This is a genomic window from Pseudofrankia coriaricola (assembly GCF_032027725.1).
In the GTDB taxonomy this organism is placed as follows: domain Bacteria; phylum Actinomycetota; class Actinomycetes; order Frankiales; family Frankiaceae; genus Pseudofrankia.
In genome coordinates, this window is sequence record NZ_JASNFO010000021.1 from 82,999 (window position 1) to 97,282 (window position 14,284).

The following is a 14,284-nucleotide window of genomic DNA, read 5'->3' on the forward strand; positions in this document are numbered from 1 at the left end:
GGAACGGCCGCGGCGTCAATATACCGACTACTGACCACGGCATTGCAACAAAAATGCGCCAGTAATGGCGAAGCACCAACCACGCCACCTTCCATGCCGGGCGTGACGGCTGGGAAGGCGCGCGGTCGGGCTTTCGCGATGTCGATCAGTAGGCCATTGGCGGGCGAAGTGTCGCCGCCGGAGAGTAGACGCCGGCGTCCGGACGATAGTCGTACGTCACGATGGTCGGCAGCGTGTTCGTCAGCTGTCCGGTCATGAAGACGAGGCCCGTCGGCGCGGCGAAGAACAGGTGGACGGTCGTGATCGGGCCACGTGAGCTGATCACGTTGCTGATGGACTGGCGCACCAGGTGGGCAAGGGACGCGGCCTCGGCGGCGGTGCCGATTCGGACGACCGGGCGCTGCTCAGGTGGCTCGTTCCACACATCCTCCCGGTCGATCACGATTCGAGCGCGCATTGCCGGGAGTTTGTCAAGGCTGGCCGCGTACACAGCGGACGTGTCCTGCGTGACGTTGACCAGAACGGCTAGGTCCCGCGCTTCGGTGTCCAGGTTCTCAATCCTCGGCTTCCAACCGGCTCGGCGTGCCTCCGCGTCATCGGCGGCATAGGCCAGCGCCCAAGTCGTGCTCCCCGACAGCTGGTCGTGCTGCAGCCAGGAGAAGCGTCGATGATCTAGCGCGGAGAAGGCATGGCCCATGGCGAACGCTGCGGGCATCGAAGGTGAGCCTAGGAGGACGATTGGCCGGTTTTCGCCGTGTGCCTGCAACGCATCATTGACCGTCTTCAGCGCCGGTAGCAGCACCGTCGTCCACGTGGAGGCGTCCGGCGGCGCGTCGACGGTGAAGTGGTCGGTCCAGTCTAGGACGAGCGCGTCATCTGGGCGGCGTTCCCTGGTCCGGGCGTTCAGGCGAATCTGGATCGGCGAGCCCGGAGGAAGCCGATCGGCCAGTGTGGCGAACCGCTCAAGCACCACCGACACCGCGACCTTGGTGGCCGACTTGGCTGTAAAGGGATCGTCGGCCGTGAGCTGGTTCCAGGAGGCGAGTTGCTCGGCTCCGCCAACGCCGCGCAGGACGGTCGGCGTGTCCTTGTGGCCCAAGCCGCCGGCCGCGACGGGGAGCACCCAGAAGCCGTCCTGGGCGTTCCTTCGCCGCAGGATTTCCGGAACCTCCACTCCGCGGATAAAGGAGCTGTTGGCGACCTCTGGGGTCAGAAACAGCACCGCGCCGCCGGTCGCCGGATCCCGAAGGGAGGCACGGATCGCCTCTTCGGTGGGCTGGTGCCGTAGGTCCGCCACGTCCTGCCACACCGGCACGCCCACGTCCTTCAGCGCACGCACCAGTAGGCCCACGTCCGCCGCCCGAGCCCGCCGGTAGCTGATGAACACCCGGCCAAGCGGATCCGTCACGTCTCTCCCTCCCACCGAGCCAACATGCCCAGCTGGCCCCTTCGGCACACGACTGTCGGCCTCAGAGTCCGCCGACAGGCCTGCCGCATTGAGCAGCCGCGTCTCCTCGTCACAGGACTGCCGGTATTCCTTGGTCGTCTTCGCAAGGTATCTGATCGTCGACCATTGTGCCCTCGGGTCGGTCAGAAACTCGATACCCGCGCCGAGCTGGAGAACGCCATGGTCGAATCGTAGATATCGGTCATGATGCGCTGTTCGGGAGTGTCGCTTGTCGCCCGGCTCGGGCCCCCAGTACTCAGCGTCGACTGGAACGATCTCCGCCCGCGAGATTCCCGGTAAATTTTCGAGACCCTTTATGTAGCTTTGCGCCTTGGCGTAGATGCTCTCGGTCGTCGGCTGAGAGATGACGCGCAGGTTTCGCCCGGCGCCTCCCGGCGACCGCATACTACCGATCCGCTTCCACAGCCACTCGCATTGACCCACATGGTCCGCCGCCCGTCGGTCGACGACTACAACGTTGGTGCTGTGCATGGCCAGCGGCGCCAGGTACAGCTCCCACAGCTCGCCTCGCCCGATCGGCATTTCCTGGTTTCGGCGGCGATCATTTCCGTCGCGATATCTTTCGAGAACTCTGCTTTCCGCCTTGTACGAGGTCACATCTATTCCGGAAGACATATCCCGCTCCCAGGGCTCCTCGGCGGAGAACCCGAACTCCCCCTCCTTCTTGTCCGAGACGAAGTACACGTCCAACAGACCGACCCACCCCGCCAGGTCGTAACGGTTCTCGATCTGCCCGGTGCGGCACCGGATCGGAGCTGATTCACCCACGACCTGCTCGATCCTGTGGCTCCAGCCGCGAACGTTGTCCCAGAACGACGACATGAGATCAGGGAGGTCAAGACAGTGCCGCAGGAAGTCATCTCGGTCCTGCTGGTCGCGGAACACGATTATGCCGTGCTCGCGCACCGCTTTAGACAAGGCGCGGTGAAATTGCCTGCGGCTGTAAGGTCCGTCGAAGTGGTCGCGGAAGAAACCGTCAGAAATAGCCAGACGGGCCAACATCAGGCATCGACTCCAAGGGCCCGTAGGCGCGCCTCGACAAACTCACTCGCCACTCCAGGAGAGAGGTCACCGCCGGGGAGCCACGCCTGGGTCGACGGCGTCGGCCCGTGCCCGTCCGACGCGGTGGAGACCGCGATCACACCGAACTCGTCCCGACGTGACCAGTCGTCTGCCACCTGCTCCTGAAGGAAGAGCAGGATGTTCTCGCTGTGGGTCTCCACGAACGTCTGCGCGCGCACCGTCCCTGGTCTCGGCACCGCCAGGTCGAGCAACTCTCGCGCCAGGTCGACTTGGAGCCGCGGGTGCAGATGCGTCTCCGGCTGCTCCACGATGAGCGGCCTTGGTGTGTCCCGGCACGCCTCGACGAGAATTGGCATTAGATGGGTGAACCCGTAGCCGACGTCGGCGAGCGAGTTCTCGATGCCGCCCCGCACCAGCGAGACGTCCGCCAAAACGATGGTCTGCCGGTGCTCCCGAAGCATCTGCTCAAAGCCGGTCTCAGCAGGCCCGATGTCGTGGTGGAACTCGTCCGGCGTTCCGTAATGCCACACCTGGATTTGGTAGCCCGCGCTGAGGCGGTCCAGGGCCTCGTTGACCCGGTCGCGGACACCGGCCTCCGTGTCGCTCGCGAGGAACAGCGCGAGATCACCACCGTCCACGCCGACGCCGTCGGGCGGGCTGTCGGGCACGCGCGTGGGCCCGCGGCCTGGCACCGACCGGCCAGGGCCCAGGTAGCGGATCTCCCCAACCGCGTCCGCCATGGCTCGCCCCAACGTGTCGGCGTACGCGCGCACTCCGGCGACGGCGTCCCAGACTCCGTCGGCTTCGACGGAGCGCGAGAGCTGGTTGGCCTCGCCCGCGACGATGTGCCCACCGCCCGCGGGAGTCCAGACCGACCCGTCGCCGAAAACGAATCCACCAGCGCCGGCGGGCCTGGTGCCGTCCAGCAGGAGAATCGGGCGGCCGGGCAACCCGCCAAACGTGGCATCGTGGCCGCGCTCTTGCTGGAAGGCGTCCGCCACGACGTTGCCGAACGCCGTCATCGACTCGTCCGCGAGAACCACCATAGGGCCCAGCGCCGAGTCCTCCTCGACGCGCGGATCACGAACGAAGAAAAGCTCGTCGTCAATCGAGTGGTCCAGGACGGTCAGGAGGTCGAGCTCACCGGTGTCTCCGCGGAAACTCATCGTCACCGAGGTCTCGTCACCGTAGGTGTCGCGCCAGGTCACACCAAGCGTGACGAGTAGGTCGGTGTCATGACGATGGACCACGTCGCGCATCGTTCCCAACGCGATCTGGGGACCGTCGAGAAGCAGCCCGCAGCGCGCCTGGCCGGGGGGCTGGAAGAGTGTCTGGGACAGAACGCGCAGCGCCTGCAGCAGGGTTGACTTTCCCGCGGAGTTCTCACCGAAGATGAGGGTGAACGGCTTGAGGGGGACGTGGAGTAAATCACGGCCGCCACGGGCTGTCCCATAACATTTGAAATTGGCCAGGTGCAGCATCGTGAGCAACGGCCGGGTGGCCGCGGGCGCCGCCTTCACGTTTTCCCGTGACGTCTCGTCCGGTGCCTGGGAGTCCCGGTTGTCATCGGGCACGTCGGGGTCCAGCTTGGCTCTGCGGGAGGCCGCCCTGCGCGTCCGCCGTGGAGTAGACCGGCAGCCCAGGTCCGTCCGCGGCTGGCAGGCTTTCGGCCCGAACAAAGCGCCCGTTGCGTTCCTGCTCGTTCAGCGCGAACCACGCGTACGACTGGCCTCGCGGGTCCGGGGGCACGGCCACCTGAGGGTCCATCCCGGCCGGCCGTACGCGCGGGTAGTGCACGGCGATGGTCGGGTCGCCGAGCGCGGCGGCCGAGAAGGCGGTCAGCTGCGGGGCTCCGGGCCAGGTGTCCCGCACCGCGAATTCAAAGTCGGACGTGAGTTTACCGAGATCGGGACCGCGGCCAGGCAGGGGGCCAAAGGCGCGCGCGTAGTAGCCGCGCCAGTCCTCGCCGGAGCGCAGATCGGTCGTCTCTTCGTCAAGCTCGACCCGCACGCTGCCGAACCCAAGCGGCTTGCCCAGGCCAATCCGGTGGTACTGCCCAGCTGGCAGCCGCAGCAGCCAGAGCAGGGCGCCCAGCTCGAGGCTGCTGAGGTTGTGTACGTCGAGCACGCAGCGAAAGACACCGCCTGGCGTGACCCAACCGGTGACTGAGCGGTTCTGGTTGTCTCGCTGTTCCTCGTCCTCCTTGGTGGCAAAGGCGTCGCGGGTCTCGGTCAGCGGACCGTCCGCGGACACCTCCTCACGTGGCCGGCGGTACTCCTGGTAGCGGCCCATGTCGTCGGCCAGTTGCGTCCGGTCCGCGGTCGGGTGGTTCCAATACGAGTCCGAGAGCCCGTCGTGATGGAGGTAGACCTTCCGGCCGCGCAGTGACCGTCCCGACACGTACCAGTCAGCACGCGGCGTGCCTGGCGGCAGCGGGACCGGCCGCGACGCCGTCCCGCCGGCGACGTAGAACCGGCCCTGCTGCGGCCGGGGCTGGCCCAGAATCGCGAGTGGCACTCCGTCGTCCTTGAACATCTCCACGCCCGGCTCCCCGTCCGGACGCTCGAACCGCGTGGGTCCGACCCGCAGCTGGCCGCGGTAGGCAGTCCTGGCGGGTACGCGGCGGCGACGCGGCACCAGCGGGTCGCCGTCGTCGTTCGGCTCGGGCTGTCTCGCCTCGTTGCGGACCCAGCCGAAGACCCGGTCCGCAGGCGAGAGCTCGCTCAGACGCGCGGCTGGGTGCAGCGACGGGTCGAGCAGGCCGGCGGGCGCGGCGGCGAACAGCTCCCGGGCGATCATGACAGGGAACAGTGCGTCGATGTCGCCACGGTTGTCCAGCCGGGCATAGCAGAGGTCGCCCGCCGCGAGCACCTCCGCGCGGTCCACGTACTGGTGCCGGCTCCACGCCGCCTTGCCGGGCTCGGCGCCAAGCCACTCCTCCGGCTCGGCGAACCCGGAGCCGGTCCTCGTGGCGGCGGACGGGCCGGCCACGGACGAGCGAGCGGGGGACGCGCCAGCCGCAGCTGCCCGAGCCGCGAACGCTCCCGCCGACGGCGCGGGCCGCGGTACCGCGCGACGGTCGCCAGGTTTGCCAACGCGGGCTCCACCGCGGTCCGTCCGGTCCGGCTGGGCGCCGCGACGCACGCCAACCGCCGGCCGGCGTTCCCAGATGTCCGCCCGCCGGTGCGTTCCCCGGTAGTTCTCGACCAGGTCGCGCCACTGCCGGCACAGCTCCGGCGTGAGTGGGTGCCGGGCCGGCGGGCCGAAGAACACTCGTTCGTCGTGCTTTCGGCTGAAGTTCCGGTTGGTGATCATTATCCAACCGTCGACTTCACGCGTCTCGTCCAACACCTCATGGAAGCTGGCCCGGGCGCGCGGTGACGGCAGCGGCGCCACGTTCGCGGCCGGCGGGGCCTCGCCAGGCCTGGCGACGGTGGTCACCCGCCAGTAGCGGAAGTCGGGTACGTGGTCCTGCCGCCCCCGGTCCCATCGGTGATGCTGCACGAGGCACAGGCGAACCCGTACCTGCTCGCCGTGCCTCGGCGACAAGTCGCCCGCGTACCGCGGCAGGGGTGCGGGCGTCCCCGCGTACATCGGCAACCACGCCGCGTACATCACAGACTGGGGGCCCGGCCGCTGACCGATCGGCGCGGTACCAGGAAGCAGCTCGACCGATGCGCCGTCATTGCCGATCCGGGCCGGCACCATCCCCAGGCCCGCGCGGGCGGACATCCGGTGCCCGAGTGGAGCGTCATGACCGGTGAAGACGCCGAACCGTGAGTTCGTCACCGCCTCATAGGCCGAGCGCAACATGCCCTTCACGGCGGTAGCCGGCAGGTGCGGCTGCTTACCCCTCCCGTCGGCCCGGTCCCGCAGCAGGGGGTTATAGACGGTGTGGCCCTTCGCGTCGGGCCTTGCCGGGGCGGTGTCCAACAGCAGTAGCGGGGTCATGGTCCGCAGCGTGATACCAATGCGGCCCGTCCAATGGCCGTCGAGCAGTCGGTCATGGCCGGCTGGGAGCCGGTCGCCCAGCTCGGGCGCAGCACGGGGCCGAACCGGCCGCGGCAACGCGGGGACGAACGTGTAGGGGTTGTGGAAGACGTCTGTCCGTACCTTCCTGGCCGTTTGCGGGCGGTCCGCCACGCGTGCGGACGGCATCGCCGCCGCCCGCCGTGACGCGGGCACCGGTGCGGGGGCGCCTGCTCGGCGCACTGCGCGCACCTGCCCCTTGTGCCACTCGAAGTCGACGGACACGCCGTCGAGCTTGTCCTCGTCGACGTCCAGCAGATCCACCAGGTCGTCGGCAAGGGCGCGCTCGGGCCGGGTCACCCGGAGGGTCCGGCCGTCACTGACGACCACCAGCCTGCGCGTACCCCCCTCGGCGGCGCGCCACCGCAGTACGCCCGCGCGGGTGTCAGCCATCGGTTCGCTCCTCATCGCCGAGACATTCGCCCATTGCACGGACGAACTCGCCGGTCTCGATGGCGCACAGGCGTTCATCCAGCACGTAGGCGTTGCCGAAGCGGTCGTAGCCGACGTACTCCCGGACCCGCAGCCGAGCCCGGCCGCCAGACGTCAGATCGGTCGGGATCCACAGCACGCCGACGCGGGCCGCCGACAGCGCCCGCCAACCGTCCGGAACGTCGGCCCGCTCGTCGTGCTCGCCCCACAGCAGATACCAGCTGTCGATCACGTCGGTCTCGACGGACGGAGCGCCACCGACGACGCCCTCGCCGACGAGCACCGCCTCGCCGACATCGCCACGCCGTACCCAACGCAGCTCGACGTCAGCGGTGAACACCCGTGCCTCGAACACGTCGTCCAGCGGCAGCGGGCCCTCTGACCCGTTACAGCCGCCGGTCGCGTCGACGCGTGCCACAAGGTACTCGACCGGGGTGCACAACAGGGCCACCGCGCCAGTGAGATCGCTCCTACCCATCGCGTAAGCCTCGCTGAGGGCCTCCGTCAGCGTCCCGTCCGCCAGCGGCCGCCAGCCGAGCCGCACGCGGCCTGGCGCCATCCGCAGCGGCGCCGTAGATCGCCAGTCCGCGGTCACGCCGGCACCTCCGGCTGGGTCGCCGTCGCCACAGCGAACAGCGAGGCGCAATAGGCGCGCCAGGCGTCCATCGCCCGTGTGCCCTGGTCGGATCTCACGTAGTCGGCGAGCGGGCGCGGCACGCCGTCGTCGGGATGCCGAACGGTCACGCTCGCCGTGATGTCGCCAAACCCCCGGTTCACGCCCTGGCCGATCGGGAGCCGACCCAGCTCGAGGTCCCGCAGCACCAACAGCAGCAGCCCGACGGCGACGTCGGACTCAGGCCCGGGCTCGACCCGCTCCTCCGGCCGTTCGGGCCGGTTTTCCAGTTCGTCGAGCCGGTCGAGGTCCAGCGTCACGGTGATCGGCAGCCAGTCGACGGCCCACGGCTCCAGGACCGTGAACAGGAGCTTGTCGGCAGCTCCGCCTGTCCAACGGTCAATCGCGACATGGTCGGCCTGCTCAAGCCTGTTGGCCGTCATCCAGGCGCGCAGATCGGCCGGTATGTCCTTCTCGACCACCAACCGCTCCCACTGCCGAGCATCCAGCGTGTCGGCGCTGACGCAGTCGTCCACCTGGGCGGCGCCCCGCCCCCAGGGAATCCGCCGAGGCGTCTCGTCTCTGGCCCGCCGCCCCGGTAACCGCGGTGGCTCGCCGAACAGCGCCCAGACCGGCTGGAGCACCGCCATCCGCAGCTGGTCGTGGAACTCGGCCGACAAGGGGACAGACGCGGGCTCGCCCGTCGTCTCTCCCGCGACGGTCCGGAGGATCAGCTCCGCGCGAGTGCGCAGCACACCTTTCAGGCTTCCCCCAGGGATCGCCAGACGCAGCTGCGGCGAGCCGTCCGGGCCGTCGCTGACCCGGCCGGTCAGGGGAAGGGAATCCAGCTCGCCACCGGCCCTGTCCGCCCGCACCATCACCGGGGCAATGGGCTCCCAGACGACCGTCACCACCAGGTGCCGCCGTGCCGTAAGCGCGGCGTCGTCCGCGACCGCCGCGGCCCGCATGTCCGCGAGCGAGCGACGCTGGCCGCCGTCGCGCAGGAACGCGAGCAGGCCGGATTTGCCGGCGAAGTCCTGCTCGTCAATGGTCACGTCGTCGAGGAGCCGGAGCCGGCCGAGCCCGCGGCTGACCGCGCCTCCCAGCGAGATCTCTCCGGCGCGCAGCGCGTCGAGCAGCGCCACAAGACGAGCGCGGTCGCGAGCACGGGTCTCGTCGGTGCTCTCCACGTCCAGCTCGAAGCTGAGATACGTGCCGGCGGGCACGATTGCGCGGGTGAAGAGGATGCCTTCGGCCGCGGTGCCGGTCCAGCGGTCGATCCCCACGGAGGTTCGGATCTCCAGACGGCGTCGCGGCAGCGGCGAGCCCAGGTCGGCGGTTTCGCAGAGTAGGCCGTCCCGCAGGACCACCCGGCTCGCCTGCCCTTCGGCACGCCTCACCGGGTCGATATCGGGGTCGCCCACCTCCTGGGGGTCAGGCTCGTCGGAATCGGGCACGAAACCCCACAGCTGCCCGAGCCGGTGGCGCGCGGAGGTCCCGGTCATCCAGCCGCGCAGCGCGCCCGCCAGGCTGGTTCCGGGCACATACAGCCGCGACCGCCCATCGACGGCGACCGGCAGGTCGACGGAGGGGTCGCCGCCGAGCCCGCCGACATGAAGCGGACCGCGCAGCTCCAACCATCCGGCTACGCGCAACCGTATGTCGAGGGGCCGGCCGGCCATCAGCTCCTCCTCCGCCGCGCGGACAGCGCCGCGAGCACCAGCGCGCCGACAGCTTCAGGCCACAGCCGGGACAGCAGGGCTCCCGGCAGGGCATCCCCCGGGGGCAGGCGCTCCCGGGTCTCGGCGAGGACGTCCGACCAGCCAAGCAGCTCCCAGACCCGATCCGGGCTAGTAAGCAGGAGCGACGTAAACTCGCCGACCTTGGCCGGCCAGGCACGGCCGCGCGCTTGGTCGACGATCTCGGCGAACAGGCTCTCGACCGTCGGCCTCCCGCCGGCTGGGTCACCAGCCTCGTCGTCTACGCTCTCCGCCGCGGTGAGCTCGGGCAGCAGGTCGCGCAGCAACGCGAGCTGGGACGGGGTAACCCGGTTGACCCCCGGACCGAAGATGTCGTCGTGCCTGGGCAGGTCAGCACCGAGCGCCACCGCGCGGCGAGCGATCTCCGACCGCCAAGCCTCGGCGCACAGGGCCCCGAACAGGTCGCGGCCGGCGCCCGTCAGGACGGCCGCGGGCGGGACGGTCCCGGTCGCCTCGGCGTCCGACGGGAACCTGGCCGGGTCCGCGCCCCACGCGAGAGCACGCGGTCCCTCGCAGACTGTCAGGACCGTCGGCCCGTCCGGCCCGGCGCCGTTACCGTCATCGTCCGGGACAATCGCGACCCGTACCTGGCCGAATCCCTCGGCGCGCCGTTCACCGATCCCCCCCGTCTCCAGCCTCACGAGCCCGTCCAGGTCGAGCACCGCCGTCCGCACGAGGTCGTAGCTCACGACGCCGCCGGCCGCGATCGCGCTGATCGTCGGGCGTGGCAGCCCCCACCGTGAATGCCAGGACTCCGTGCGACCGGGGGTGAGGTCTACCGGCACCAACCAGTGCTCGTCCTCCTCGTCGTCGGCGTCCGGGCGAGGCTGGCGCGGCTCCGTGTCCCGCAACTGCGCCGGGGCGAGTCCGAGACTTCGCTCGATCGCCGCGCGCAGCAGGTCCGGCCGCGTAGACGCCCGCAGCCGCTCGTCGAGCAGGATGACGTCGGACAACAGCCAGACCAGCAGCCGGCGTGCGCCCGCCGCGGCAGCCCGGCTCGCCGCCCGCGGCGACGGTAGGCGCGCGACCGACACCGACACCCGCCCGTAGTCATCCTTGCGCGACCGGCCGAGGGTCCAGTCGCCCCGCAACCGCTCCTGCCAGCCGTCCGCCAGCTCGCCCGCCCGCACCCGAACCTCCGCCCGCAGCAAGGTTCCCGGCGTCATCACCTCGTAGGTGAACAGGCCGCCGCCCGCGTCGGTCGTCGGGCGCTGGCTGGCGTCGTCAACGCTGTTGTGGGTCCGGATCTCGGTCGTCGGCGTCGGACACAGGACGAATGGCCGTTCGGCGCAGCCGGAGCTGACATCGTCACGTAATGTCATCGTCACGAGATCGGGACCCACGAACCCTGAGATCTGCGTCAGCTGGAGGCGTTGGCCGGCCTCGCCGCGCTTGGCGGGCGGCGCCAAGGCGAGCGTGCGGTTGACGACGCGCGCCTCCTCAAGGTCGGCCTTCACCCGGTTCAGCACTCGCGGGGCCAGCAGCGCGCGTTGGCCGGCGACGACCGGCGTGGCCGCGGTGACGAGCAATCGACCCGCAAGCATCGCGGCCTGGGCACGGGGGCCCAACTCGGCGAGCACCTTCGGCAGGAGCGTCCCACCGGGGATCTGGTTGGCGCCCTTCAGCTGGTTGCCGATGAGCCGGCCGCCGGCCAGCACCGGGTCCACCAAGGTCAGGGTCAGCTCAGCGATCTCCCAGGCTTCAGCCGGCGAGCCGGCGTCGTCTGGAGCTGTGCCGGCGAACAGGGACCGGCCGCGCGGGCCAACGGGCGGCATCGCCCAGCGCTCCACCGGCGGTGCCGGCGCGGCGTCCAGCCACGTCCACCACTGGTCAAGAAGGGCACTCTGCGTTGGAATTGTCAGGTCGCACCGGCCGTTGCCGCGGCGACGTTTGCCCCCGATCTGCTCCACGAGCCGGGCGCCCGCGAGCAGCAGTGCGGTCGCGTACCGCCGGAACTCGTCGCCATCGACATCGTCGGCGGGAGCGCGCAGCGTCAGAACACCTGTCAGCCAGGCACCCGCCCGCGCCTGCTCCTCGAACCGCAGCTTGCGGTCCTCGGCCCGGCCGCTGCGTATCTCGATCTTCACCCCCGGCTTGACGAAGGTCACCGCGTCTTTGACCCGCGGCAGCTGTGCGAGCGCGGTCCGCAGGTCGTCGTCCAGCCGAGCGGCTCTGATGGACAGCGCCGCCGGCTCAGGGCGCTCGGCGGGACTGGCCCCCCGTCGCTCCCGCGGCCTCAGCCCGGGCTGACCGCCGAAGAGCTGGCCGACAAGCCGAGACCAGGACCCCCCAGGCACCGAAGCGCCGTCGCCAGCGGCTGTCTTGTCGCCGGAGGTGTCGTTGTCGTCAACGTCGGCGGCGGCGTCGAGCGCACGAGCCGCGATCTCGCAGCCGTCGCGCCACAGCCCGGTCACCGTCTTCGCCGGCAGGTACGGCAGGCCGTCGTCATCGCGGGCGACCAGCCGGTCGACGTCGCCCGGACGGCCGGTGCCGGTGCCGGCGTGCCAGTCCGACAGCATGGTGATCTGATACGGGACAGCCGCGCTGGTGGAAAGCGGCGCCGGGCCTGCCGCGTGAGGGGCTTTCTGTGCGGTCACCGGCTCCCCTTCGGGCCCACGCCAGCCACTGTCCCAGCCGGAGCAGCGGCTGGGACGGCTTCGCCGTCGTCGGCCGCGGAGCGGGGCGGCGGGACGAGGAACTCCTCGGCGTCCATCGCGTCCAACAGGGCCGACACAGTCGCCTCGCCGTCCTCTGTGAACAAGGAGAGCCCACCTCGCTCGACGTCGGGGAAGGCCAGGACGTCGAGACCTTCGTAACGATCGCCGATGAGCTTGAGCCGCGCATCGGCGACCGACCTACCCAGGAACAGGCCGGCGCGAAGGTCGTGGGCCTGGGACCGGGGAATCCGACGGCCCTCGGCTCCGTCAGCGGTCGCGCGCAGCGCCGCCACGCGTTCCTCGAGCCGCTCCCAGCGCCGTGGCTCGCCCCACTGGTCCCAACCGCCGTCGGGGTCGGTGACCAGGTACGGCTGGGCCACCAGCTGGGCCCGCCGGGACGGGTCAGCGGGATCATTGGCGGGCGCGGTCTGGCGAGCGCGCAGCGCGGGAAGCTCGGTAGCCGCGCTGTCGTAGAGCACGTGGAACGCCAACGCGCTGGCCCCCCGCGCCCGAGACGTGACCTGCCGCGCCTCGGCGGTCATCAGCTGCTCGGCGAGGCGATAGGCCGACGAGAACGGGTAGTGCCGCTTGACGATGGCCACCCCGGCCTTCGCCGTGAGCTTGTCCGGCAGGCCGCAACGGTCGCCCAGATTCGCGGTCAACTCGGCAAGCATGGTGGCAGTCTCCTGTTCGAAGGCGCGCAGGTAGCTGACCGTGAAGTCGAGCGCCACCCGCCCCGCGCAGAGCACGGTCAGGTCGTCTCCGCCCACGATGAGAGGCAGCACTGGCACCCGGTACAACCCGGGCGGGTTGGTCGGCCCGGCCGCGTCGGCGGCGGCGCGCTGGGAGGCGTAGCCGTCGTTTCTGATCCGCTGGACCTGCCCAGCCACCGCCAGCCCGTGAATCGTCGCGCGGTAGGCATGCCGAGCTGCCGTGTCGACGCCCGTGGACAGCCAGCGCAGCGCCTCGGCGAAGGCCGGGCTCGGCCGAGCGCGGGTAGCGCGGGCAAAGGTACGGAAGATCTCGCCGAAGCCGTTGCCGTCGGCATGTATGACGGCAACCCAGTCCGCGTCGAACTGCAGGTGGTCGGCAGTGTTCTCGAGCCCAGCCCGGGCCGCCTCCCCGTGCGCGCCTGACGTCGCCTGTCCAGGGGTCAGCAGCCGCGCGAGACGGTCGTGTGCCCCACCCGATTTGCGGTCGACGGCGTAGAGCTTGGCCCAAGCGAATAGGGACCGGGGGCCAGGCTGCTCCAGTCGCGGCGCGCCCTTCGGCTGGTCGCCGCGCCGCTCAACCCTGCGGTCCTCCCGCGCGACGGGGTCGTACAGCAGCGCTGCCGGCATCGGGCTGGAATCGCATTGGTCCGCGATCGGCACCCGCGGAAACCGCGCCGACGGCTGTGCCGGCCGGTCGCGTCGGACCGACCGCAGGAGCCGCTGTGCCCGAGCCATCGCCCTCGCCAACGAGTCTCCAGCGTCGGCACCCGCCTTCTCGGCCCAGGTGAACGGAACCGTGAGGCCGCAGACGTCGAGACCCGGAGCCTCCAGGAGGGCGCGCCCGGTCACCGCGGCAATGAGCCCACGAGCCTGCTCCTCGGCACGGACGACGAACCGCACCCGGCCGGCGGCCTCGGTCAGGAGTTCAGCCTGGTCGCCGAGGTTCAGCCGCGCATCGTCCCCGCCGCGAGCCGCGAGAAGTCCCTCGTCCGCCATCGCATCCCGGACCCAGTCGCCGAGGCTGGCGATGAGGTGGGAGGCGCCGACGTTCTCGCGGCGGCGGTTGGTGTCGAAAATATAAGCCTGGTTGCCCGACGTCTCCAGCAGGACCAGCCACGTCGGCAGGCTCGCCTGCGTGGCGTCGTGTTCGCGGGCGCCGTCGATCGGCACAGCGCTCAATGCCCCTCCCCCGTAACAATCTGCGTGGGACTCGCCCTGTGACCGACAACGGTAGCGCTTCGTATCCGGCCCGCACCGGGCAGGTCACGCAACGCGCCGGATATACGACACAATCTGGCCGGTCCATCGGCAACCGGCCGCCGGACGGGTCATTAGCCTCAGACAGACGAGGAGGCCGGGTGCGCGCACGCGGTCCAGCTAGAAAGGACCTACTGGCGAGTACGGCGTTTGGCTGTGTCTGGACGTCTGGTTTGGCAGGATCGAGGGGCTGACTGCCCGACCGTCCTCGACTGCCGGAGGCCGCTGCCAGGACCGACGACCGCCAGCGCGACCCAGACCGGGCCGCGTCCGCACGGGACGCCGCCCGCACCAGACCGATCCGTCCTCCGCCTCCGCCCCATCACCCCGCG

7 protein-coding genes are annotated in these 14,284 nt (G+C 70.4%); all 7 read right to left on the reverse strand.

Annotation, left to right across the window (positions count from 1 at the left end; translation table 11 throughout):
- Nucleotides 1-145: 145 nt before the first annotated feature.
- Genes QOZ89_RS12850 through QOZ89_RS12880 form a run of 7 tightly spaced genes read right to left on the reverse strand, consistent with a single transcriptional unit; the run spans nt 146 to nt 13,865 of the window.
- Nucleotides 146-2,470, reverse strand: coding sequence for an SAVED domain-containing protein (locus QOZ89_RS12850; RefSeq protein ID WP_312623872.1), 2,325 nt, complete (start codon nt 2,468-2,470; stop codon nt 146-148).
- Nucleotides 2,470-4,065 (reverse strand): AAA family ATPase, encoded by a 1,596-nt coding sequence (locus QOZ89_RS12855; protein ID WP_312623873.1) that lies wholly within the window; start codon nt 4,063-4,065, stop codon nt 2,470-2,472. Before QOZ89_RS12855 ends, QOZ89_RS12850 begins: the two co-directional genes overlap by 1 nt.
- Entirely contained in the window at nt 4,055-6,913 is a 2,859-nt protein-coding gene (locus QOZ89_RS12860; protein WP_312623874.1) for a TIGR03986 family type III CRISPR-associated RAMP protein, read from the reverse strand. Before QOZ89_RS12860 ends, QOZ89_RS12855 begins: the two co-directional genes overlap by 11 nt.
- The gene (gene csx19 / locus QOZ89_RS12865) at nt 6,906-7,547 is read right to left on the reverse strand and encodes a type III-D CRISPR-associated protein Csx19 (protein ID WP_312623875.1); all 642 of its coding nucleotides are present in this window, start codon (nt 7,545-7,547) and stop codon (nt 6,906-6,908) included. Before csx19 ends, QOZ89_RS12860 begins: the two co-directional genes overlap by 8 nt.
- Nucleotides 7,544-9,247 (reverse strand): RAMP superfamily CRISPR-associated protein, encoded by a 1,704-nt coding sequence (locus tag QOZ89_RS12870; protein WP_312623876.1) that lies wholly within the window; start codon nt 9,245-9,247, stop codon nt 7,544-7,546. The genes csx19 and QOZ89_RS12870 overlap by 4 nt, the downstream gene beginning before the upstream one ends.
- Nucleotides 9,247-11,922 (reverse strand): RAMP superfamily CRISPR-associated protein, encoded by a 2,676-nt coding sequence (locus QOZ89_RS12875; protein ID WP_312623877.1) that lies wholly within the window; start codon nt 11,920-11,922, stop codon nt 9,247-9,249. Before QOZ89_RS12875 ends, QOZ89_RS12870 begins: the two co-directional genes overlap by 1 nt.
- The gene (locus tag QOZ89_RS12880) at nt 11,919-13,865 is read right to left on the reverse strand and encodes a Cas10/Cmr2 second palm domain-containing protein (RefSeq protein ID WP_397428741.1); all 1,947 of its coding nucleotides are present in this window, start codon (nt 13,863-13,865) and stop codon (nt 11,919-11,921) included. Before QOZ89_RS12880 ends, QOZ89_RS12875 begins: the two co-directional genes overlap by 4 nt.
- Between the last annotated feature and the right edge of the window lie 419 nt (nt 13,866-14,284).